The organism is Streptomyces sp. bgisy159 (assembly GCF_057707805.1).
Map to the genome: position 1 here is coordinate 1 of NZ_JBYIQX010000034.1, position 20493 is coordinate 20493.

21 protein-coding genes are annotated in these 20493 nt (G+C 72.4%); 12 read left to right on the plus strand and 9 right to left on the minus strand.

Annotated features, from left to right (window positions below):
* Window positions 1-214: 214 nt before the first annotated feature.
* Window positions 215-1684: a DUF3152 domain-containing protein gene (locus AC3ET3_RS26595; RefSeq protein WP_435613016.1), complete on the minus strand. Its 1470-nt coding sequence runs from the start codon at window positions 1682-1684 to the stop codon at window positions 215-217.
* Window positions 1685-1692: 8 nt separating this feature from the next.
* Window positions 1693-2658, minus strand: a complete 966-nt coding sequence (locus AC3ET3_RS26600) for an alpha/beta fold hydrolase (RefSeq protein WP_432140096.1) — start codon at window positions 2656-2658, stop codon at window positions 1693-1695.
* Between the two features lie 166 nt (window positions 2659-2824).
* On the opposite strand from AC3ET3_RS26600, the gene AC3ET3_RS26605 reads away from it, so the two are divergent.
* The 4 genes from AC3ET3_RS26605 (at window position 2825) to AC3ET3_RS26620 (ending at window position 5010) form a co-directional block, all read left to right on the plus strand.
* Window positions 2825-3049: a hypothetical protein gene (locus AC3ET3_RS26605; protein ID WP_432140099.1), complete on the plus strand. Its 225-nt coding sequence runs from the start codon at window positions 2825-2827 to the stop codon at window positions 3047-3049.
* A 220-nt stretch (window positions 3050-3269) separates the two neighbouring features.
* Window positions 3270-3911, plus strand: coding sequence for a TetR/AcrR family transcriptional regulator (locus tag AC3ET3_RS26610; RefSeq protein WP_432140095.1), 642 nt, complete (start codon window positions 3270-3272; stop codon window positions 3909-3911).
* A gap of 284 nt (window positions 3912-4195) precedes the next feature.
* Entirely contained in the window at window positions 4196-4423 is a 228-nt protein-coding gene (locus AC3ET3_RS26615; protein WP_432140094.1) for a DUF3107 domain-containing protein, read from the plus strand.
* Between the two features lie 317 nt (window positions 4424-4740).
* On the plus strand, window positions 4741-5010 hold the full coding sequence (locus tag AC3ET3_RS26620; protein WP_432140093.1) for a hypothetical protein: 270 nt from the start codon (window positions 4741-4743) through the stop codon (window positions 5008-5010).
* 88 nt (window positions 5011-5098) lie between these two features.
* On the opposite strand, the gene AC3ET3_RS26625 is transcribed toward AC3ET3_RS26620, so the two are convergent.
* Complete coding sequence (locus tag AC3ET3_RS26625) at window positions 5099-5854, minus strand: ferritin-like fold-containing protein (protein ID WP_432140098.1); 756 nt, start codon at window positions 5852-5854, stop codon at window positions 5099-5101.
* A gap of 582 nt (window positions 5855-6436) precedes the next feature.
* Between AC3ET3_RS26625 and AC3ET3_RS26630 the strand changes: the two genes are divergently transcribed.
* On the plus strand, window positions 6437-8542 hold the full coding sequence (locus AC3ET3_RS26630; protein WP_435613017.1) for a DEAD/DEAH box helicase: 2106 nt from the start codon (window positions 6437-6439) through the stop codon (window positions 8540-8542).
* A gap of 140 nt (window positions 8543-8682) precedes the next feature.
* A complete protein-coding gene (locus AC3ET3_RS26635; RefSeq protein ID WP_432138743.1) occupies window positions 8683-9558 on the plus strand; it encodes an alpha/beta fold hydrolase in 876 nt (291 codons plus the stop codon).
* A gap of 49 nt (window positions 9559-9607) precedes the next feature.
* On the opposite strand, the gene AC3ET3_RS26640 is transcribed toward AC3ET3_RS26635, so the two are convergent.
* Window positions 9608-10501, minus strand: coding sequence for an NYN domain-containing protein (locus tag AC3ET3_RS26640; RefSeq protein WP_432138742.1), 894 nt, complete (start codon window positions 10499-10501; stop codon window positions 9608-9610).
* 188 nt (window positions 10502-10689) lie between these two features.
* On the opposite strand from AC3ET3_RS26640, the gene AC3ET3_RS26645 reads away from it, so the two are divergent.
* Window positions 10690-10842, plus strand: a complete 153-nt coding sequence (locus AC3ET3_RS26645; protein WP_432138741.1) for a hypothetical protein — start codon at window positions 10690-10692, stop codon at window positions 10840-10842.
* A gap of 107 nt (window positions 10843-10949) precedes the next feature.
* On the opposite strand, the gene AC3ET3_RS26650 is transcribed toward AC3ET3_RS26645, so the two are convergent.
* The 4 genes from AC3ET3_RS26650 to AC3ET3_RS26665 all read right to left on the minus strand — a co-directional run bounded on the left by AC3ET3_RS26650 (window position 10950) and on the right by AC3ET3_RS26665 (window position 14255).
* On the minus strand, window positions 10950-11555 hold the full coding sequence (locus AC3ET3_RS26650) for a MarC family protein (protein WP_432138740.1): 606 nt from the start codon (window positions 11553-11555) through the stop codon (window positions 10950-10952).
* Between the two features lie 57 nt (window positions 11556-11612).
* The gene (locus tag AC3ET3_RS26655; RefSeq protein WP_435613018.1) at window positions 11613-12470 is read right to left on the minus strand and encodes a PHP domain-containing protein; all 858 of its coding nucleotides are present in this window, start codon (window positions 12468-12470) and stop codon (window positions 11613-11615) included.
* A 364-nt stretch (window positions 12471-12834) separates the two neighbouring features.
* Window positions 12835-13476 (minus strand): DUF6758 family protein, encoded by a 642-nt coding sequence (locus AC3ET3_RS26660; protein ID WP_432138738.1) that lies wholly within the window; start codon window positions 13474-13476, stop codon window positions 12835-12837.
* A 194-nt stretch (window positions 13477-13670) separates the two neighbouring features.
* On the minus strand, window positions 13671-14255 hold the full coding sequence (locus AC3ET3_RS26665) for a suppressor of fused domain protein (protein ID WP_432138737.1): 585 nt from the start codon (window positions 14253-14255) through the stop codon (window positions 13671-13673).
* Window positions 14256-14705: 450 nt separating this feature from the next.
* Here AC3ET3_RS26665 and AC3ET3_RS26670 point away from each other — a divergent pair, with 450 nt between their 5' ends.
* Entirely contained in the window at window positions 14706-15839 is a 1134-nt protein-coding gene (locus tag AC3ET3_RS26670) for a magnesium and cobalt transport protein CorA (RefSeq protein WP_432138736.1), read from the plus strand.
* A 35-nt stretch (window positions 15840-15874) separates the two neighbouring features.
* On the plus strand, window positions 15875-16390 hold the full coding sequence (locus tag AC3ET3_RS26675; RefSeq protein WP_432138735.1) for a hypothetical protein: 516 nt from the start codon (window positions 15875-15877) through the stop codon (window positions 16388-16390).
* 6 nt (window positions 16391-16396) lie between these two features.
* Here the strand turns inward: AC3ET3_RS26675 and AC3ET3_RS26680 are convergent, their stop codons facing one another.
* Window positions 16397-17164, minus strand: coding sequence for a hypothetical protein (locus tag AC3ET3_RS26680; protein WP_432138734.1), 768 nt, complete (start codon window positions 17162-17164; stop codon window positions 16397-16399).
* 231 nt (window positions 17165-17395) lie between these two features.
* On the opposite strand from AC3ET3_RS26680, the gene AC3ET3_RS26685 reads away from it, so the two are divergent.
* Genes AC3ET3_RS26685 through AC3ET3_RS26695 form a run of 3 tightly spaced genes read left to right on the plus strand, consistent with a single transcriptional unit; the run spans window position 17396 to window position 20466 of the window.
* Window positions 17396-18688, plus strand: coding sequence for a magnesium transporter MgtE N-terminal domain-containing protein (locus AC3ET3_RS26685; RefSeq protein WP_432138733.1), 1293 nt, complete (start codon window positions 17396-17398; stop codon window positions 18686-18688).
* Window positions 18678-19289 (plus strand): DUF1003 domain-containing protein, encoded by a 612-nt coding sequence (locus AC3ET3_RS26690; RefSeq protein ID WP_432138732.1) that lies wholly within the window; start codon window positions 18678-18680, stop codon window positions 19287-19289. The genes AC3ET3_RS26685 and AC3ET3_RS26690 overlap by 11 nt, the downstream gene beginning before the upstream one ends.
* Before the next feature lie 43 nt (window positions 19290-19332).
* Window positions 19333-20466 (plus strand): Mrp/NBP35 family ATP-binding protein, encoded by a 1134-nt coding sequence (locus AC3ET3_RS26695; RefSeq protein WP_432138731.1) that lies wholly within the window; start codon window positions 19333-19335, stop codon window positions 20464-20466.
* Window positions 20467-20493 lie beyond the last annotated feature (27 nt).

The window sequence follows — 20493 nt, forward strand, 5'->3', positions numbered from 1 at the left end:
CCCCCCCCCCCCCCCCCCCCCCCCCCCCCCCCCCCCCCCCCCCCCCCCCCCCCACCGGAAGGGGTGAACGGCCGTAACTTTCGGGTGCGGGTCGCGTTCTGTCGCGCTAGGACATGGTCCGTACACGAAACGTGACGGCTCTCACACGTTGGGCGGGCGCCCGGTCGGCCCCCGCTCAGCCGCCACCGCTAAGCCGCAGCCGCTCAGCCGGCGATCATCCGCCACCGGGGTAGGGCCACGGGTTGGGCAGGCAGTGGATGCCGTCGTGGTCGAGGAACTTGGTCTGCTGCTGCATGACCGGAGCCAACTCGCCGTTCTTGTCGCAGTTCACATGGCCGTAGCCGAGCCGGTGGCCGATCTCGTGGTTGATGAGCATCTCGCGGTAGCCGCGGATGTCGTCCCCGTACGTCTCGGATCCCTGGGCCCACCGGTAGGCGTTGATCATCACGCGGTCGGTGGCGGCCGAGTCGCAGGAGACGTTGTCCTCGGTCGTGTCCAGCCCCGACTTCTCGCACCAGTCCGCAGTGGTGCCGGGGCTGGCGAGCGTGATGATGAAGTCCGGCCGGCCACTGTGGACGCGCTCGAAGGTGCGGGCGCCGTTGTGCGCCCAGCTTCGGTCGTCGTTGAGCGTCTTCTGGACGGCCTGCGCGAACAGCTCCGCGTCGAGGCCGAGCCCTTGCTCGACGTCCACCCGGTACGTGTACTTCCGGCCCTTCTCCGGCCCCTTGGCGATCCCCGGGACCGCGGCGAACTTCCCCGAGCCCTGGAGTGCGGGGTTCAGCGCGAACTTGGTGCCGAGTTTCTGCTCGTACGTCAAGGGGGTCGGGGAAGCCGGTGCCGAGGCACTGGGCCGGTCGTCGGCGCGCGAGGCCGGGTCCCGGGCGTCCCGGGCCTGCCCGGACGCGGCCTGCGCCGGCTCGTCGCCCGCCTCCGCGCCGTCCGTGACCTGTCCGGCCACGACCACGGCGAGCACGGTGGTGACGGCAGCAGCCGCGATGCCGGTGAAGGTACGGCCCCTGCCGCCGCGCGCGGAGGCCGGATCGCCGGTGGGCGGCGCGTCGTCCTCGTCGTCCGCGTCACCGGGCGAAACGGGGGGTGCGTGCCGGTCGGTGACGGAGGGGCGCGGGATCCTTCCGGTCGCGGGTCCGGCCCCCGTGCCGGGTCCGGCCCCCGTGCCGACGCCGACGGCGGCCGGATGCCGGGCGCGGAACACGTCGTCGTACTCGTCGAAGGCGTCGAGGTACTCCGGGCGCGGCCCGGACCCGTGGCCCGGCCGCTGCCGCGGTACCGCCGCCCGGGTACCGTCACCGGCCGGCGCGGCACCGTTCACCTCACCCCAGCCCCCGCCGGCCTCCCGCTGCTCGGGGTGCCCTCCCCGGACCCGGGGGACGCCGTGCGCGGGTGTGCCCTCCGGAAAGCGCGGCACTCCCTGAGCCGGGGTGCCGTCCCCGTACCAGCCCTCACCCGGGGCAAGCGAGCCGCCCTGCCCGTACCAGGCCTCGCCCTGAGCCGGCGGGCCCTGCCCGTACCAGACGTCGCCCTGGGCCTGCGCGGGGCCACCATCCCCGCGGCCGACACCGCCGTGGGCGGTGCTGCCCCCACTGTCGGCGGCCCCCGTTCCCCTCCTGTTGTCGCCCTCCGCACCGCGCTTCGGTGCGGGTCCCCGTCGGCTGTGGCGTCCCACCTGTCGCCTCAGCTCCCCTGGACGGTCGTCGTCGCGAGGAGTTCGCGGACCGCGGTCGCGACCGTGTCCGGGTACTCCATCATCGCCACGTGCCCGGCGGACGGCAGTGTCAGCAGCCGGGAGTCGCGGAAGGCGCGGGCGGCGCGCTGGGCCATGCGGAAGCCGACCAGCTGGTCGCGGCCGCCGTAGACCAGCAGGGTCGGCGCGAGGACGCGCTCGGCCTGGCGCCACAGCCCGTGCTGACCGCCGAGCGTGTACGCGTTGACGAGCCCGCGCGCGGAACGGGTCATCGCGTCCCAGAAGTACGGCAGCCGCAGCCGCCGCTCCATCTCCTCCACCGCGTGGCGGAACGCCTCCTCGGACACCCGCCCGGGCTCGCCGTAGCAGAGCCCGAGGACGCCGCGCACCCGCTGCTCGGCCGTCCACTCCCGGGTCAGCCGGCTGAACAGGGTGGCCGCACCCGGGAGGCTGAGCAGTCCCGTCGGCACGGCGCTGCGCTGGACCCGCAACTCCGGCAGGGCCGGCGAGACGAGGGTCAGGGTCCGCACGAGGTCGGGCCGTACGGCGGCCACGCGCGTCGAGACGGCCCCGCCGAGCGAGTTGCCGAGCAGGTGGACGGGGCCGCGGCCGGAGGAGTCGAGATAGCGGATCACAGCGCGCGCGTGCGCGGTGACGGAGTAGTCGCCGTCGTCCGGTGGCGGGGAGTCGCCGAAGCCGGGCAGGTCGACCGCCTCGCTCTCGACGACGCCGTCGAGCAACGCCATCAGCGCGGACCAGTTCTGCGAGGAGCCGCCGAGCCCGTGCACGTACAGCGCGGGCTCCAGGCCCTCGCGCGTCGCCGGTCTCGACCTGACCGTCAGGGTGGCCCCCGGAAGCCCCACGGACCTGAGCCGCTCACCCTCCGCGACCCGGACGGGCACCGCCTTCGGGAGCACACTGGTGGGCGGCACGGACGGCAGCTCGGTCGAAGACATGCGGCAATGTTACGAGACGATCACGTCGGGGTTCACGTGTTCGGTGTCACAGAACGTACCCGCACGACGTGGCATACGGAACCCGGTTCTCCTAGGCTCGTGTCACAGGGCACCCGCGTGTGGCCCCTGCTTGTTCACAGGGACGTCCGTAGGAAGGGAGCCCATGATGGCCGTCGACCCCACCGATCCCGAGACCTTCGAGCAGCTCGACACGGAGACGCCGGACGAGTACGACGTGGAGGCCCCGGAGAACGACGCTGCCGAGCAGCACGCCGATGTGACACCCGACCGGGACGACCCGCTGGAGGGCGTCGACCCGGCCACCGCCAACGAGGCCGATCTCGTCGAACAGGCGCGGATCGTCTCCCTGGACGAGGACGACTACCGCTGAAGACGGTTGCCCGAGCCGACGGCGCTGACCCGCAGGAGACCGGAAATCGGCTCATCATGCCCGGGCCGCCCCCGTTTGAAACGTTTTGCACGACTGTTCCGCCTGTCCGGTCCGTGAAATTCTGCGCTCGCACTGCGCACACAGCGGTTACCGAAAAGTACGATGGCGGGCGCAGCGGCACACCGCATGTGGACGACTGTGGACGACTTTGGGAGGCGGCGTGACAGCCATCGAGCAGACAGAGGCGGCACGCCCGAGGGGTACGCGCCTGCCGCGCCGTGCCCGACGGAACCAGCTCCTGGGCGCGGCCCAGGAGGTCTTCGTGGCGCAGGGCTACCACGCCGCCGCGATGGATGACATCGCCGAGCGCGCCGGTGTCAGCAAGCCGGTGCTCTACCAGCACTTCCCCGGCAAGCTCGACCTGTATCTCGCCCTGCTGGACCAGCACTGCGAGTCGCTGATCCAGTCCGTGCGCAACGCGCTCGCGTCGACGACCGACAACAAGCAGCGCGTCCGGGCGACCATGGACGCCTATTTCGCGTACGTGGAGGACGACGGCGGCGCGTTCCGCCTGGTCTTCGAGTCGGACCTGACGAACGAGCCCGCCGTGCGCGAACGCGTCGACAAGGTGACGAACGAGTGCGCCGAGGCGATCTGCGACGTCATCGCCGAGGACACCGGCCTGTCCCGCGCGGAGTCCATGCTGCTCGCCTCCGGCCTGGGCGGCCTGGCCCAGGTGGTGGCCCGCTCCTGGCTGCACAGCGACCGCAGCGTCCCGCGCGACGAGGCGGTGCAACTGCTGGCCTCGCTCGCCTGGCGCGGTATCGCCGGCTTCCCGCTGCACGGGGCCGAGCAGCACTGAGCGGTCGGGCGCTCTCGAGCGGCGTCGAGCGGTACGCGATCCGAGGAGCCGGCCTGGGCGTCCGGACGATCGGGCGGGTTCGTCCCCACCCGGGTCCGTTCCCGGCCGGTGTTCCGGCACACGGGGGTTCGCCCCGCACGCGTGTTTGCTCCCGGGTTTGTTCCCGGCCGGTGTTCGCTCCTGGCGTGGACGGCCGCGCCGTGTACGTCCCCTCACCGGGCTAATGTGTGCAGCGTACGGCGCGGACGCCCGCGCACCGCAGTGACCGTCGGAGGGACATAGCCGTGGAGGTCAAGATCGGCGTGCAGCACGCGCCCCGCGAGATCGTTCTGGAGAGCGGTCAGACTGCCGAGGAGGTCGAGCGCGTGGTGGCCGAGGCACTGGCCGGCAAGTCGCAGCTGCTCACCCTCGTGGACGAGCACGGCCGCAAGGTCCTGGTCCCGGCGGACCGCCTCGCGTACGTGGAGCTGGGCGAGCCGGCCCCGCGCAAGGTGGGCTTCGGCGCGCTGTAGCCGACAGCACGATCAGCACGACCGGAGGGGTCAGGTGACGTCGCGTCACCTGACCCCTCCGGCCTTTCGGCTCCTTCGGCCCTTCCCGGCCCGTCCAGTCCGTGCGGCCCTTCCGATCCGTCCGCGCCTCCCGTCCCACGCCCGTCCCACGCCCGTCCCACGCCCGTCACACGATCGACACGGTGTCACCACGTCACCGCCGCACCCTCACCACGGACGGAGCACATCGGGCCTCCTCGGGAGGATTGCATTTCGCAGGTCACGGGTATGACGGGCTACGACTCGACGCACAGCCCGGCCGTCTGGGAGGGACCCGCATGATCTTGGAAGCGCTAGGCTCCGCTGTGCTCGGCATCGTCCTCGCCTGGGCGGCGATCCACCGCCTGTCCCACCGGTTGCCCGCCCGCACCCTGGTCCTGGCGACCGGTGTCGCCGGAGCCCTGTTCGGCGCCTTCCTCATGGACAGCGCGCTGGAGTCGGGCAGCATCGTCCTCGTCCTGGTGGGTGCGACGGTGGTCTCGGCCGCCTCGCTCTCGCTGCTGCTGCGCCCGGCGGGGCGCCGTCTGCGCCGATCAGCGACGGCGTAGACCGCACCCTCGTCCGGAAGACAGCAGCTCCGCCGCTGTGCGGCAGCCGGCCCGCCCGTGGGGGCGCCGCGGCCTGTCGCGAAAGGCCCTAGGCCGCCAGGCCCAGCGCGGCCATCCGCTTGGTGTGCGCTTCCGTGATCCGGGAGAACATCTTGCCGACCTCGGCGAGATCGAACCCGTCGGCCACTCCGCCGACCAGCATCGTCGACAGCGCGTCCCGGTCCGCGACCACCCGCTGCGACTGCGACAGCGCCTCGCCCATCAGCCGACGCGCCCACAGCGCGAGCCGTCCGCCCACGCGCGGGTCCGCTTCGATGGCCGCCCGCACCCGCTCGACGGCGAAACCGGCGTGCCCGGTGTCGTCGAGCACGGCGAGCACCAGCGCCCGGGTGTCGGAGTCCAGCCGGACCGCGACCTCTCGGTAGAAGTCGCTGGCGATCGAGTCGCCGACATACGCCTTGACCAGGCCCTCCAGCCAGTCCGAGGGCGCCGTCTGCCGGTGGAACCCGTCCAGCGCCGCGACGAACGGCTCCATGGCCTCCGTCGGCTCCGACCCGATCTCCGTGAGCCGGTCCCGCAGCCGCTCGAAGTGGTGGAACTCGGCGGACGCCATCTTGGCCAGCTCCGCCTTGTCCGCCAGGGTCGGCGCCAGCTTGGCGTCCTCCGCGAGCCGCTCGAAGGCGGCCAGCTCGCCGTACGCGAGAGCCCCGAGCAGGTCCACCACGGCGGCACGGTACTGCGGGTCGGCGGAGGCCGCGGTCCAGTCCTGGGCGGCGATACCGGTGGCGGGGTCGGCGGGGGACTCGGCGTTCTCGGGCTTGTCAGAGGTGGTCATGCAGCGCACAATAGCCCGCTCACCGGACGGTGGAAGTCCCTGGTCAATCAGTGTGACCACGACGACGCACAGGACCGGCCGGCAGACCCGCCGCGCGACCGGGCGCGGAGCGGGACGGGAAGCCGTGCGGCGATGTGACAACCACTACGTGACCGAATCGGTCATCGCGTGTGCGCGATTCCGGGGTATGGTGGTAATGCGCCTGCTGGTACGACGGCACTTCATGTACGCGCCGTACCTCGACAGGCCGCACGTATGAGGATGCCCGGTCGGTGGCCCGATCGGCTCCGACCCGACAGCCCTCCTGGTCCGTACGGCACATCGCGTGCGGGGGCCAGAGGGAACCCTCAGCGGTGAGAGCGCTAGAGCGTCGGCAGAGGTCCCGTGTCATACGGCTTGCCCCAGTGGGTCGTCCGTAAGGCAGCCGACGTCCCCGGCACGGTCCGTCAACGACCCCCGCGCTCGCCTCGCACCGCGCCACACAGAAGAGGCAGCACCCTGACTACCACGTTCAGAGATCTCGGAATCCTCCCCGAGACCGCCGAGGCCCTCGAAGCCGTCGGCATCATCACCCCCTTCCCCATCCAGGAGATGACCCTCCCCGTCGCCCTCTCGGGCACGGACGTCATCGGCCAGGCCAAGACCGGCACCGGCAAGACCCTCGGCTTCGGTCTGCCGCTCCTGGAGCGCGTGACCGTCCCCGCCGACGTGGAGGCCGGCCGCGCCGAGCCCGAGCAGCTCACCGAGGCCCCGCAGGCGCTCGTCGTCGTCCCCACCCGCGAGCTGTGCACGCAGGTCACCAACGACCTGCTCACCGCGGGCAAGGCGCGCAATGTACGCGTCACCGCGATCTACGGCGGCCGGGCCTACGAGCCGCAGGTCGAGGCCCTGAAGAAGGGCGTCGACGTGGTCGTCGGCACCCCGGGCCGGCTCCTCGACCTGGCAGGCCAGAAGAAGCTCGACCTGAAGCACGTCAAGTGCCTCGTCCTCGACGAGGCCGACGAGATGCTGGACCTCGGCTTCCTGCCCGACGTCGAGAAGATCATCGACATGCTCCCGGCCCGGCGGCAGACCATGCTGTTCTCGGCCACCATGCCGGGCGCGGTCATCGGCCTCGCGCGCCGGTACATGTCCCAGCCCACCCACATCCGCGCCACGGCACCGGACGACGAGGGCGCGACCGTCGCGAACATCAAGCAGTTCGTGTACCGCGCGCACTCCATGGACAAGCCGGAGATGGTCGCCCGCATCCTGCAGGCCGAGGGCCGCGGACTGGCGATGATCTTCTGCCGCACCAAGCGCACGGCCGCCGACATCGCCGAGCAGCTGGAGCGCCGCGGCTTCGCCTCCGGCGCGGTCCACGGCGACCTCGGCCAGGGCGCCCGCGAGCAGGCGCTGCGGGCCTTCCGCAACGGCAAGGTGGACGTCCTCGTCTGCACCGACGTCGCCGCCCGCGGCATCGACGTCGAAGGCGTGACCCACGTCATCAACTACCAGTCCCCCGAGGACGAGAAGACCTACCTGCACCGCGTCGGCCGTACGGGCCGCGCGGGCGCGAAGGGTACGGCGATCACGTTCGTCGACTGGGACGACATCCCGCGCTGGCAGCTGATCAACAAGGCGCTGGAACTGGGCTTCAACGACCCGGTGGAGACGTACTCGACCTCCCCGCACCTCTTCGAGGAACTCGGTATCCCGGCCGGCACCAAGGGTGTCCTGCCGCGCGCCGAGCGCACTCGCGCCGGGCTGGACGCGGAGGAGCTGGAGGACCTGGGCGAGCCGGGCGGCCGGAGCCGCGGTGACCGGCGTGGCCGCGGCGGGCGGGACGAGTCCCGCACCGCCGAGCGCGAGCGCCCGGCCGCCCGTACGCCACGCCGCCGCCGTCGTACACGCGGCGGCGCCCCCCTCGACGCGACGTCGGGCTCGGCCCAGCCGGCTGCCGCCGGCCCCGCGGCCGAGCCGGCCGCGGTGACCGAGGACGCGGCCGCCCCGCGTACCCCGCGCCGCCGTCGCCGCACCCGCAACGGCGCCCCGCTCGCCGCCTCCGCCGCGACGGCGGCCACGGCGCCCGAGGGCACCGGTGTCCAGGCGTCCGCGGAGGCCGCGGTGGCGACCGCCGAGGGTCCGGCGCTGGACACCCCGGCCGTGGCCGCGCAGCCCACGGAGTCCGCCGAGGCGGTCGTGGCCCCGGCGGAGACCCCGGCGAAGTCGCGCCGCCGCACCCGCCGGAGCGCGGAGCCGACGGCGACCGCCCCTGCGGCGGAGACGGTGACGGCCCCCGAGGCGGAAGTCCCGGCCGAGGAGGCCAAGCCGCGCCGGACCCGGAAGGCCGCGGCCACCAAGGCCGCCGAAACCGCCGTCGACACAGCGGAAGGCACGGAAACCAAACCCCGCCGCACCCGCAAGACCACCGCCACCAAGACGGCCGAAACCACCGAAACCGCAGCGGACACCCCCGCCGAGCCCACCGAGGCCAAACCCCGCCGCACCCGCAAAACCGCCGCCACCAAGGCCGCCGAAACCGCCACGGAAACGGCCGAGGGCGTGGTTCCCAAGCCGCGTCGCACACGGAAGACCGCGGCTGCCGCGGAGGCTCCCGCCGAGGGCGCCCAGGGCGCCGACGCGACCGAGGCGAAGCCGAAGGCCCGGCGTACGCGCAAGGCCGTGGCGACGGTCGAGGCGCCCGCCGAAGGCTGACCGACCGGCACCGGCCGACGGCCCGGACCCGTACACCACGGGGCCGGGCCGTCGGCGTCTTCCCGAACCCGGCTCCCGGCCCGGCGCCCGGCCCGGCGCCCGGCCCGGGCGGCCCGCGGCCGAGCCGGTACCCTCCCCCCGTGACAGAACCCCCCGCCTTCCCTCCGCCCCAGGGCGCCCGCGCCTACCCCCTGCGCACCACGCGCGGTGCCTTCGCCGTCGTGGACGCGGGTACGGCGCAGCGGGGCGTGGTGATGCTGCTGCCCGGGTTCACGGGCAGCAAGGAGGACTTCCACCTGCTGCACGAGCCCCTCGCGGCGCGCGGCTACCGCACGATCGCCGTGGACGGGCGCGGGCAGAACGAGTCACCCGGGCCGGTGGACGACGAGACGCCTTACGCACAGGACGAGTTGGCGCGGGACGTGCTGGCGCAGGCTGCCGCGCTGGGCATGCCGGTGCACCTGGTCGGGCACTCCCTCGGCGGTCACATCGCCCGGGCGGCCGTCCTCCTCGACCACACCCCGTTCCGTTCGCTGACCCTCATGTCGTCGGGCCCGGCTGCGATTTCCGATGCCCAGCAGCACCGGGTGAAGCTGCTGCACGACGCGCTGGCGGTGCTGACGATGGCGGAGGTGTGGGAAGCGATCACGGCGATGGGCCCACCGGAGGAAGTCGGCGGCCCGGCCCGGGGTTTCGGCGGGCCGGGGCTGCTGCGCCGCCGCTGGCTGGCCCACAGCCCGGCACAACTCCTGGCCACGGGCCGTCAGTTGTGCCACGAGCCGGACCGGGTCGGCGCGCTGGCAGCGCTTCCGCTGCCCTTCCACGTGCTGTCGGGTTCCCGGGACGACACCTGGCCGGTGCCGCTCCTGGACGAGATGGCGGCGCGGCTCGGAGCCCACCGTACGGTCGTACCGGGCGCAGAGCACTCCCCCAACCTGGACCGCCCCCTGCCGACCGCCGCCGCCCTCGCCGGCTTCTGGGACGGGCACCGGGATCCCCGCGGGCACGGCGCCTGACAGGTGTCGGGCCGGGGTACTTCCGCGGCGGGCCCACCGGCCGGGTCCGCTAGTACTGCGTGCGCAGGTGCTCCCAGAACCCGTCCCGCAGGGCGCGCCGCAGCTCGGCCTGGCCGCGCAGCGAGTACTGCAGGATGGCCTCCGCCTCCACCAGCAGATCCTGGTCGACGGACCCCGGCAGATAGGGGTGGCCGGGCAGCAGTTCCCCGACGGAGTCGCGGCCCCGCGCCGCCAGCCACTTGGCGGCGATCTGCGCGCCCGCGAACCGTACGTCGTCCCGGGTCGGCCGGGCCCCCGAGGCCTCGTAGGCGGCCGGGGTGCGGCGGGTGACGTAGGGCTTGAAGAAGTCGAGGTCGAGGGTGCGCTGGCTGTCGACCTCCCAGAGCAGCGGCTCGGCCTGGTTGCGGCCCTCGGGGGCCTCGATGCCCCAGAGGTGCACCCGGGCTCCGTAGCCCTGGGCCGCCTCGACCGCCGAGACCAGGTCCTCGTCGCCGCCGAGGAGGGCCGCGTCGCTGATGGCGCGGTGGCGGGCGAGGGACTCCAGGTCGGTGCGGATCAGGGAGTCGACGCCCTTCTGCTGGTTGTTGGCGTTGAGGTTGCCGAGGCGCACCTTGACGTCGGGCAGCTCGGCGATGGACTGCTGCTCGGCGGTGTGGATGCGGCGGCGGGCGCCGTCGTACCAGTAGACCCGCAGCAGCCGGCTGTCGGCGAAGATCGAGCGGGCCCGGTCGATGAGCGCCTCGATCAGGCCCTCGGCGTCCAGGTCGAAGGCGCGCCGGTCCTCGGTGCCGGCGACCAGCCGTCCGGCGGCCGCGTAGAGGTATCCCGCGTCGACGAAGATCGCATGGGTCGAGGGGGTCTTGGCCACCTCGGCGAGCATGCGGGTCAGCAGTTCGTTGGTGTGGTCGATGCGGGCGGCGAGGGCCGCGAGGTCGTCGTTCATCGTCTCCATTGTCCCGGCGGTCACGCTGCGAACACAACCGATCCCGATCCGTCCCGGCGAGGCGCCCCGACGAGCCTCTTACCGGTCAGTATTTAGCCGTTCGAAAAATTTCTTTAGCGTAGGGAATGTTTGTAACACGGAGTCTGTTAACTCGGTTGTACAACGCCATCGAGACGAAGGGAGAAGCTGTGCGCTTCGAGATCATGCGACTCGACGATGTCGACGGCACGCCCGTGGACAGCACCGTCGTGGACGCCGCCTCCGTCAACGGGATCGTGCAGCAGGCCGCCGCCACCGGGCAGCGCCTCTGGATCCGCCCGGCCGCCGGCCCGGCCTCGTAACAGACGCGAACACACCCCGCAGCAGACGCGAACACGCCCCGCAGCAGCACGGAGCCCCCGTACGGCATGGATGACCGTACGGGGGCTCCGTGCCGCACGGGTGCCGGTCACGCCCCCTGGATCACCTGGGTCACCCCGTTGATGATCTGCTGAACGGCGATCGCCGAGAGCATCATGCCCGCGAGCCGCGTCACCAGCACCACACCACCGTCCTTGATGACCCGGATGATCAGCAGCGAGTACCGCATGACCAGCCACAGCACGACGTGGATCGCGAGGATCGCCGCCCACACCGACACCTGTGTGGAGACCGAGTCGGCCTTCTGGACGGCCAGGATGACCGAGACGATGGCACCGGGGCCGGCCAGCAGCGGCATGCCCAGCGGCACGAGGGCCACGTTCACGTCCTTGGTCTGCTGCGGCTCGTCGGTCTTGCCGGTGAGCAGATCCAGCGCGATGAGCAGGAGGAGCAGCCCACCGGCGATCATCAGCGCCGGCACGGACACGTGCAGGTAGTCGAGGATCTGGTGGCCGAGCAGCCCGAACACGGTGATCACACCGCCGGCCACGCACACGGCCTGCAGGGCCATCCGCCGCTGCGTCTTGCCGGGCCGCCCGGCGGTCAGCGCGAGGAAGATCGGGGTGATCCCGGGGGGATCCATGATGACAAAAAGGGTCAGAAACAGAGAGCCGAAAACGGCGACGTCGAACATGAGTGCCTTGCGGAGATATGAAACGTACGGAGGTGGGGTGAGCGCGGGGTGGAGCCCTCAGGCCCCGCCGGCCCCCGGCACCGGGAAGGCCCCGGTCGCCCGCCGCGTGATCTCGCCGTACACCTCGGGATCGGTGGTGTAGTCGCCGAGCCGGCACGTCTTGCGGCTGCCGTGGTAGTCGCTGGACCCGGTCGTCAGCAGTCCCAGTTCCTTGGCGAGACCACGCAGCCGGGCCCGGGTGTCGGGTTCGTGGTCCATGTGGTCGACCTCGATGCCGTCCAGTCCGGCGGCGGCCATCTCGGCGATCGCGGTCTCCGGCACCGTACGGCCGCGCTTGTCGGCGCCCGGGTGCGCGAACACGGTCACCCCACCCGCGGCCTTCACCAGCCGGATCGCCTCGAACGGATCCGTCTCGTGCTTCTCCACGTAGGCCCGGCCGCCGTCCGCCAGCCAGTCCGCGGTGAACGCGTCGCTCACCGTCGCCACGACGCCGAGCTCGACCAGCGCGGTCGCGACATGCGGGCGGCCGACCGATCCGTCCCCCGCGATCCGCGCGACCTGCTCCCAGGTCACGGGCACACCCAGCGCCCGCAGCTTCGCGATCATGCCCTTGGCCCGGGGCACCCGGTCGTCGCGCACCAGCTCCCGCTCCGCGAGCAGCGCGGGCTCCTCGGGGTCGAAGAGGTACGCCAGCATGTGCATGCTGATGCCGTCGATCCGGCAGGACAGCTCGGCCCCGGTCACCAGCGTCAGCCCGGCCGGCAGCGCGGCGACGGCCTCGGCGTGCCCGCGCGTGGTGTCGTGGTCGGTCAGCGCGACGACGTCCAGCCCGGCAGCGGCGGCGTTGCGCACCAGCTCGGCGGGGGAATCCGTACCGTCGGAGGCGGTGGAGTGGGTGTGCAGATCGATACGCACGACGCAACTCCAGGCGGTTCCGGACGGAAGGGGACGCTCCAGCATAACGGCAGCGCCGACGCCCTCCTGGGGCCGGGACAGCGCTCGGCACTCGTCCCTCGACCCTCGGCACCCGGCATGCCCCCCGTTCCAGGCTCCCAGCCCTCGGGCACCCGGCCTTCAAGCAGCGGCCCCTCAAGCACCCGGCCCCCAAAGACCCGCCGCCCCGGCGCCCCGCCCCCGCAGCCCTTCTCACAGCCGCGTGCTCACCGAGCCGTGCTTACCGGCTTACCCGGCCCTGCTCACCGGGCGGTGCTCACCGAGCCCCGCCCACCTCACGGACTCACAGAGCCCTTCTCGCCGAGCGGTGCCGCTCCCCCCGAGGTCACGGCTCCAACAGCCGCGGCGACAAGGCTCCGCAGGGCACCAGTTCCACCTCGGCCCCCGCCTCCCGCAGGTCCGCCAGCACCAGTTCGTCGTACATCAGCAGTCCCGACTGTTCGGGCCACACGACCGCCCAGAGCCACAGCCCCAGCGCCTCCCCCGCGAACACCGCGCGGTCGTCCGGCGAGCCGGCGACGTGCCACAGCGGGGTGGGCCGGCCGGCGGCCAGCACCTTGACCTGGGGTGGCTTCTCGACGTTCATGTACGGCCCGGGATCCGGTCCGTCGATGCCGGCGTACCGCGCGCCGAGTCCGACGCCGAGCTCCTCCGCGACCAGGATCAGCTCGCCCATCCCGCCGAGCGGCCCGGGTCCGGTGCAGGCGACGGCGCTCGCCCGGCCGCCGCTGCGGTCGTCACCGGCGCAGGCCGCACCCGTGAAGAGCCAGCCGACCGGCAGGGGCCACGGCATCCACACCGGCACCTGGGTCTTGGCGACGACGACGCTGAGCGCCTCGACACTGGGCGGGATCACGGGCTGCAGCGGATACACCGTCCCGTGCACGGCGCACTGCCAGGAGTCGGAGAAGAGACCGGGCGCCCTGACCCGGCCACCGCACTTCGGGCAACTGGGTTCGCCCCTCATAGAGCCCCACGGTCCTACCCCTGCCCCGCCACGTCAAGGACGATCACCCGTCCGGCCGGAAGCGCGGTGGTGAAGGCGTCGCGTCCGCGGGCGCGACCGGCGAGCCGCCCGCGCGGGCGGCTCGCCAACTGCCCCCTGTGAGCCACCTGTTGAGGCAGTCTCCGGTGAGCTTGCTCACGTCGGCCCTCGTCGGCTCAGGCCAGCGGGACGGACGCGCGGACCGGGTCGCGCAGGTCGGTGCCCTGGGTGAGCCACCGCTCCTGGAGAGCCTCGGCGCCGTGCACCCGCTTCCACGCGGCCTCGTTGGCGGTCATCGGCAGCAGCGGCAGGAAGCGCACCGGATCCATCGGCTCGTCGAGTTCCAGGTCCTCGACCAGACCGCCGGGCTCGGCGACCAGCACGGAGGTGAACGCGGCCCCCGGCCACAGCGGCTCCCCCACGTCGAGCGAGGCGCCGGGGGCCACCACCACACCCTCGACCTGCGGGGACGCGGCGAGGACGGCGAGCGGCCGGAGGACCTTGTCGGTGTCGGCGGGGCCGGTGCGCACGGACAGCACCAGCTCGGCGCGCGGGCCCTTGAACGGGTCGGCGACCATCGCCGTGGGGTCGTTCATCGGCTGCGCGGACATGCCGAGGGTGGCGTAGCGCACGATGTCGCCCTCGTGGAAACGGAGCACCTCGACACGGTCGGCGCCGAGGAAGGTGACCGCGGCACGCGCGTCCGGCTCGCCGAGCGCCGAGCGCAACCGGGCCTCGACCAGAGGAAGAACATCAGCCATGCGGCGAGCATAGAACTCGTCAGCACGCGGCAAAGCGGCGCCTTGACAGTTCAGTCGGCTGATACTGTTGCCCGGTGGTTCGGGGCAGCACGCATCTGCGTCGCGTATCAGCCCCGACGCCGAAGGAACTCCCTTACGAGGGACCGGCCGGAGGAGGTGGGGCTGCCATGGATCGAAGTCGACCGTGCAGTACCACTCGCTCTTCCGGCCGCTGAATCAGCTGTTCAGCTGCTCTTGCTCTGGCGTTCTGCCTCTCGCGTTCACCTTCATCCGGAAGAGCACTTCGTTTCGTCTTGCCTGATCTCAGTCAGTAGCGAAGCTCGCCACCGCGACGGTGCGGTGCTCCCCGCTTTGTGGACGTGCCAAACCTCCGGTGTCAGGACGTCCCCATTCCGGGCAGTTCCAGCCGTCGTGGCGGACTTTCTTTGCTCGTCGCGAAGGAGCCCTGCCATGTCGATGATCCGCGACCTGCGTGCCGTCGTCCGCCCGTCCCGCCCCGTCCTGCGCAAGCACCACGGGGCGGGCGGCTACGACGCTCCGTACGAGCCGGTCCGCGACGGCACGGCGTCCTCGGCCGTGGTCGACTGCGCCGTGTACCAGGACGGCGCCCGGGTGCAGACCGACACCCCGCTCACCCCGCACGAGGCGATGCGCCGGGTGCGCCGCGACGGCGGGTTCGTCTGGATCGGGCTGCACGAGCCCACCGAGGCCGAGTTCGCCGGCATCGCCGGGGAGTTCGGGCTGCACCCGCTCGCCGTGGAGGACGCCGTACAGGCCCACCAGCGGCCGAAGCTGGAGCGCTACGACGACTCCCTGTTCACCGTGTTCAAGACCGTGCACTACGTCGAGCACGACGAGCTGACCGCCAGCAGCGAGGTCCTGGAGACCGGCGAGGTCATGTGCTTCACCGGGCGGGACTTCTTCATCACCGTGCGGCACGGCGGCCAGGGCTCGCTGCGCGCCCTGCGCCACCGCCTCCAGGACGACCCCGAGCTGCTCGCCAAGGGCCCGTCGGCGGTGCTGCACGCCATCGCCGACCACGTCGTGGACGGGTACATCGCGGTCGCCGACGCACTGCAGGACGACATCGACGACGTGGAGACCGAGGTCTTCTCGCCGGGCCGCAAGGGCACCCCGCGGGGTACCGACGCGGGCCGGATCTACCAGCTCAAGCGGGAGATCCTGGAGTTCAAGCGGGCGGTGTCGCCGCTGCTGCGGCCCATGCAGCTGCTGAGCGAGCGGCCGATGCGGCTGATCGACCCCGACATCCAGAAGTACTTCCGGGACGTCGCCGACCACGTCGCGCGCGTGCACGAGCAGGTCATGGGTTTCGACGAGCTGCTGAACTCCATCCTGCAGGCCAACCTCGCGCAGGCCTCCGTCGCCCAGAACGAGGACATGCGCAAGATCACGTCGTGGGCGGCCATCATCGCCGTGCCGACCATGGTGTGCGGGGTGTACGGGATGAACTTCGAGTACATGCCGGAGCTGCGGTGGAAGTTCGGGTATCCGCTGGTCCTCGGGGTGACGGTCGTCATCTGTGTGGGCATCCACCGCACCCTGAAGCGCAACGGCTGGCTGTGAGAGCCCCGCTGGTGGCGCGGCACTAGGGTGATGCCATGACTAGCGAGCTGCTCGACCAGGCCCTCGTCGAGGAGGCCAGCAAGAAGTCCGGGCTCATCTGGGTCTCGGCGGACGGCGCCCCGGCCGCGCGTGCGCTGTGGCACGTGTGGCACGAGGGAGCGGCCTGCGTGGTGGGCGACGGGCCGGGCGAGCAGCCGCTGCCCGGGCTGGTCGACGGGGCGGCGGTCGAGGTCACCGTCCGCAGCAAGGACAAGGGCGGCCGGCTGGTCTCCTGGACCGCGCGCGCCGTCCAGCTCGCCCCGGGCGGGGAGGCGTGGGAGGCGGCGGTCGCCGAGCTCAAGGGCAAGCGTCTGAACGCGCCCGACGGTGAGGCGATGACCGAGCGCTGGGCGCGTGAGTGCCGGGTGCTGCGGCTGGAGCCGACGGGTACGACGCTGCCGCTGCCGGACGGGGACCTCGCGGCCCGTCCGGTGCCGTCCGCGGCGACGACGCGGGAACCGGCCCCCGCGGGCCTGCCCCGGCTCCTGCTGAGGAAGCGCCGCCGCCGGTAGCGGCCGTCAGGACGTCGGGAGCCGCTTGCCGTAGTCCACGGTCTCCTTCTCCGGCGGTTCCTCCAGGGCGAAGTCCTGGCCCCAGGCGGAGAAGGTGAGCGTGCCGGCGCCGCCCGCGCGGACCAGGCGCAGCGGGTACGGCCGGCCCTCAAGGGAGACGTCCAGGGTGCCACCCGAGCCGTCGCCGCCGGTGATGCGGATGGTGCGGACGCCGGCCTGCTCGTGGTGGCCGTCCGTCGACAGCTTGCCGTGCAGCGTGAGAAGGCCGTCCAGCAGGACGTTCTTGTCGGTGAGACCGCTGAACTTCTTGTACGCCGGATCGCCGGACGGCACCTTCACGTACTTGCCGCCGAGCTTGTCGGCCGCCGCCGCGTCCGAGCCGCCCTCACCGTCCTTGGCGTCGTCGCCGTCGTCGCCGTGGCTCCAGAAGTCCGCGTCGGCCTTCAGGTAGAGCTGCTCGCCGATCCGCAGCAGATGGAAGGTGGCGCCCTCCGCGGTGACCGAGCCGCTGCCGCCGTCCGCCTTCAGGCGCATGTCCAGCTCGTAGGTGCGCCCGCCGGCGGCCACCGTTCCCGCGAGGCGCACCGCGTTCACCGAGGAGGCCGCCGCCCTGGTGCGCTGCTGGATCTGCTCGGGGGGCAGCTTGCCGACCCCGTTGGTGCCCGCGTCCGGATCCTCGCTGCACCCCGTCAGCCCGAGTCCCGTCACGACCAGCGCGCACACGGCGCCCAGCAGTGCGGTCCGACGCGTACGACCCTGGGGCATCGCAGTCACGAAGAGGGCTGCCTTTCTGCGGGGGTGTCCTGAACGGCGTACGGCAGCGTACCGGGATCGGAGATCCGGAACGGAGTCAGTCCGTCCGGACCGCTCACCAGGGCGGAGCCGATACGGACGGGCTAGCCTGAAGCCCGCGGCAACGGGCATTCCGGAACAGGAACGCAGCACCGCCGAACCCGTCGGACACCGAAACGAACCCGAGAAGGACACCGAAAGGGACACTTCGCCATGGCAGCCGGCGCCCCCCGGATCTTCGTCTCGCACCTCTCCGGTGTCGCCGTCTTCGACCCCAACGGCGACCAGGTGGGCCGGGTCCGCGATCTGGTCGTCATGCTGCGCGTCGGCCGCCGACCGCCCCGTCTGCTCGGTCTGGTGGTGGAGCTCGCCACCCGCCGCCGCATCTTCCTGCCGATGACCCGGGTGACCGGCGTGCAGTCCGGCCAGGTGCTCACCACCGGGGTGCTCAACGTGCGCCGCTTCGAGCAGCGGCCCACCGAGCGCCTCGTCTTCGGCGAGCTGCTGGACCGCCGGGTCACCCTGGTCGAGACCGGCGAGGAGGTCACCGTCCTCGACTTGTCGGTGCAGCAGCTGCCGGCCCGCCGGGACTGGGAGATCGACCGGGTCTTCGTCCGCAAGGGCAAGAAGGCCGGCGCGTTCCGGCGCGCCAAGGGCGAGGCGCTGACCGTCGAGTGGACGGCCGTGACCGGGTTCTCCCTGGAGGAGCACGGGCAGGGCGCCGAGAGCCTGCTCGCCACCTTCGAGCAACTGCGCCCCGCCGACCTCGCCAACGTGCTGCACCACCTGTCGGCCAAACGCCGCGCGGAGGTCGCCGCCGCCCTCGACGACGACCGCCTCGCGGACGTGCTGGAGGAGCTCCCCGAGGACGACCAGATCGAGATCCTCGGCAAGCTGAAGGAGGAGCGCGCGGCGGACGTCCTGGAGGCGATGGACCCCGACGACGCCGCCGACCTGCTCGGCGAACTCCCCGAGCAGGACCAGGAGCGGCTGCTGAGCCTGATGCAGCCCTCCGACGCGGCCGACATGCGCCGGCTGATGTCGTACGAGGAGCACACGGCGGGCGGTCTGATGACCACCGAGCCGGTCGTGCTGCGGCCGGACGCGACCGTCGCCGACGCGCTGGCCCGGGTCCGCAACCCCGACCTGTCCCCCGCGCTCGCCGCGCAGGTGTACGTCTGCCGCCCGCCCGACGAGACGCCGACCGGCAAGTACCTCGGCACGGTGCACTTCCAGCGGCTGCTGCGCGACCCGCCGTACACGCTGGTCGGCTCGATCATCGACGACGACCTGCAGCCCCTCGACCCGGAGGCGCCGCTGTCGGTGGTCGCCGGGCTCTTCGCGACGTACGACATGGTCGCGGTGCCCGTCGTGGACGAGGCGGGGTCGCTGCTGGGCGTGGTCACCGTGGACGACGTCCTGGACCACATGCTGCCGGACGACTGGCGGGAGACGGAGTTCCACCTGGAGGTCGACGAGGCGGGGGGCGCGGCCCATGGCACCTGAACGCGACGGCATCCGCGAGGGCCGCGCGCACGCGGGCCCGGCCCGTGACCGCGCGCCCGTCGGCGCCACCGCCGCCACGCGCCCGCGCGCCCGCCTGGACCAGCCCATGCCGCCCCGGCGGCGGTTCCTGCCGGAGTACGACCCCGAGGCCTTCGGGCGGCTCTCGGAGCGCATCGCGCGCTTCATCGGGACCGGGCGGTTCCTGGTCTGGATGACGGTCGTGATCATCGTGTGGGTGCTGTGGAACATCGCCGCGCCGCACGACCTGCGCTTCGACGAGTACCCGTTCATCTTCCTGACGCTGGCCCTTTCCCTGCAGGCGTCCTACGCCGCCCCGCTGATCCTGCTCGCGCAGAACCGGCAGGACGACCGGGACCGGGTCAACCTGGAACAGGACCGGAAGCAGAACGAGCGGTCCATCGCCGACACCGAGTACCTGACCCGGGAGATCGCCTCCCTGCGGGTGGGCCTGGGTGAGGTGGCGACCCGCGACTGGATCCGCTCGGAGCTGCAGGACCTGACGAAAGAGCTGGCCCGCCACGACGGACACGCCGTATTCCCGGCAGAACGGTCGGCGGCACGTGACGCAGACGACCGCTGACGGGCTGGCCGACAGCCCCCGGGCGCGCCGTACCATCGTCCTTATGGCTACGGAAGACGCGGTGCGCGAAGCACTGGCGACGGTGAACGACCCCGAGATCAACCGCCCCATCACGGAGCTGGGGATGGTCAAGTCCGTGGAGATCGGCGCGGACGGAGCGGTCGCGGTCACCGTCTACCTCACGGTGTCCGGCTGCCCGATGCGCGACACCATCACGCAGCGCGTCACGGAGGCGGTCTCCCGGGTCGAGGGCGTCACCCGGGTCGACGTGACGCTGGACGTCATGAGCGACGAGCAGCGCCGTGAGCTGGCGGCGGCCCTGCGCGGCGGCCAGGCCGAGCGCGAAGTCCCCTTCGCCAAGCCGGGCTCGCTCACCCGCGTGTACGCGGTCGCCTCCGGCAAGGGCGGCGTCGGCAAGTCCTCGGTCACGGTGAACCTGGCGGCGGCGATGGCGGCCGACGGTCTGAAGGTGGGCGTCGTCGACGCCGACATCTACGGCCACAGCGTGCCGCGCATGCTGGGCGCGGACGGCCGGCCCACCCAGGTCGAGAACATGATCATGCCGCCGTCCGCCAACGGGGTGAAGGTCATCTCCATCGGCATGTTCACCCCGGGCAACGCGCCGGTGGTCTGGCGCGGCCCGATGCTGCACCGGGCGCTCCAGCAGTTCCTGGCGGACGTCTACTGGGGCGACCTGGACGTCCTGCTCCTGGACCTGCCGCCGGGCACCGGTGACATCGCCATCTCGGTGGCCCAGCTGGTTCCGAACGCCGAGATCCTGGTCGTCACCACGCCGCAGCAGGCGGCGGCCGAGGTCGCCGAGCGCGCGGGTTCCATCGCGGTCCAGACCCATCAGAAGATCGTCGGCGTGGTGGAGAACATGTCGGGCCTGCCCTGTCCGCACTGCGACGAGATGGTCGACGTCTTCGGCACGGGCGGCGGCCAGGTGGTCGCCGACGGCCTCACCCGGACGACGGGCACCAACGTCCCGGTCCTCGGCAGCATCCCGATCGACGTCCGTCTGCGCGAGGGCGGCGACGACGGCCGGCCGGTCGTCCTGACCGACCCGGACAGCCCGGCCGGCGCGGCGCTGCGCGCCATCGCGGGCAAGCTCGGCGGCCGGCAGCGGGGGCTGTCGGGGCTCTCCCTGGGGATCACCCCGAAGAACAAGTTCTGAGCCGCGGTCAGGGGGCGAGGGGCGCCG

Excerpts from the sequence above, each read along its gene's own strand:
- AC3ET3_RS26675 (WP_432138735.1), top strand. The coding sequence starts at position 15,875 with ATGACTAGCGAGCTGCTCGACCAGGCCCTCGTCGAGGAGGCCAGCAAG.
- AC3ET3_RS26630 (WP_435613017.1), top strand. The coding sequence starts at position 6,437 with ATGACCCTCCCCGTCGCCCTCTCGGGCACGGACGTCATCGGCCAGGCC.
- AC3ET3_RS26600 (WP_432140096.1), bottom strand. The coding sequence starts at position 2,658 with ATGTCTTCGACCGAGCTGCCGTCCGTGCCGCCCACCAGTGTGCTCCCG.
- AC3ET3_RS26650 (WP_432138740.1), bottom strand. The coding sequence starts at position 11,555 with ATGTTCGACGTCGCCGTTTTCGGCTCTCTGTTTCTGACCCTTTTTGTC.
- AC3ET3_RS26660 (WP_432138738.1), bottom strand. The coding sequence starts at position 13,476 with ATGAGGGGCGAACCCAGTTGCCCGAAGTGCGGTGGCCGGGTCAGGGCG.
- AC3ET3_RS26695 (WP_432138731.1), top strand. The coding sequence starts at position 19,333 with ATGGCTACGGAAGACGCGGTGCGCGAAGCACTGGCGACGGTGAACGAC.
- AC3ET3_RS26620 (WP_432140093.1), top strand. The coding sequence starts at position 4,741 with ATGATCTTGGAAGCGCTAGGCTCCGCTGTGCTCGGCATCGTCCTCGCC.
- AC3ET3_RS26640 (WP_432138742.1), bottom strand. The coding sequence starts at position 10,501 with ATGAACGACGACCTCGCGGCCCTCGCCGCCCGCATCGACCACACCAAC.
- AC3ET3_RS26690 (WP_432138732.1), top strand. The coding sequence starts at position 18,678 with ATGGCACCTGAACGCGACGGCATCCGCGAGGGCCGCGCGCACGCGGGC.
- AC3ET3_RS26685 (WP_432138733.1), top strand. The coding sequence starts at position 17,396 with ATGGCAGCCGGCGCCCCCCGGATCTTCGTCTCGCACCTCTCCGGTGTC.
- AC3ET3_RS26665 (WP_432138737.1), bottom strand. The coding sequence starts at position 14,255 with ATGGCTGATGTTCTTCCTCTGGTCGAGGCCCGGTTGCGCTCGGCGCTC.
- AC3ET3_RS26605 (WP_432140099.1), top strand. The coding sequence starts at position 2,825 with ATGGCCGTCGACCCCACCGATCCCGAGACCTTCGAGCAGCTCGACACG.
- AC3ET3_RS26670 (WP_432138736.1), top strand. The coding sequence starts at position 14,706 with ATGTCGATGATCCGCGACCTGCGTGCCGTCGTCCGCCCGTCCCGCCCC.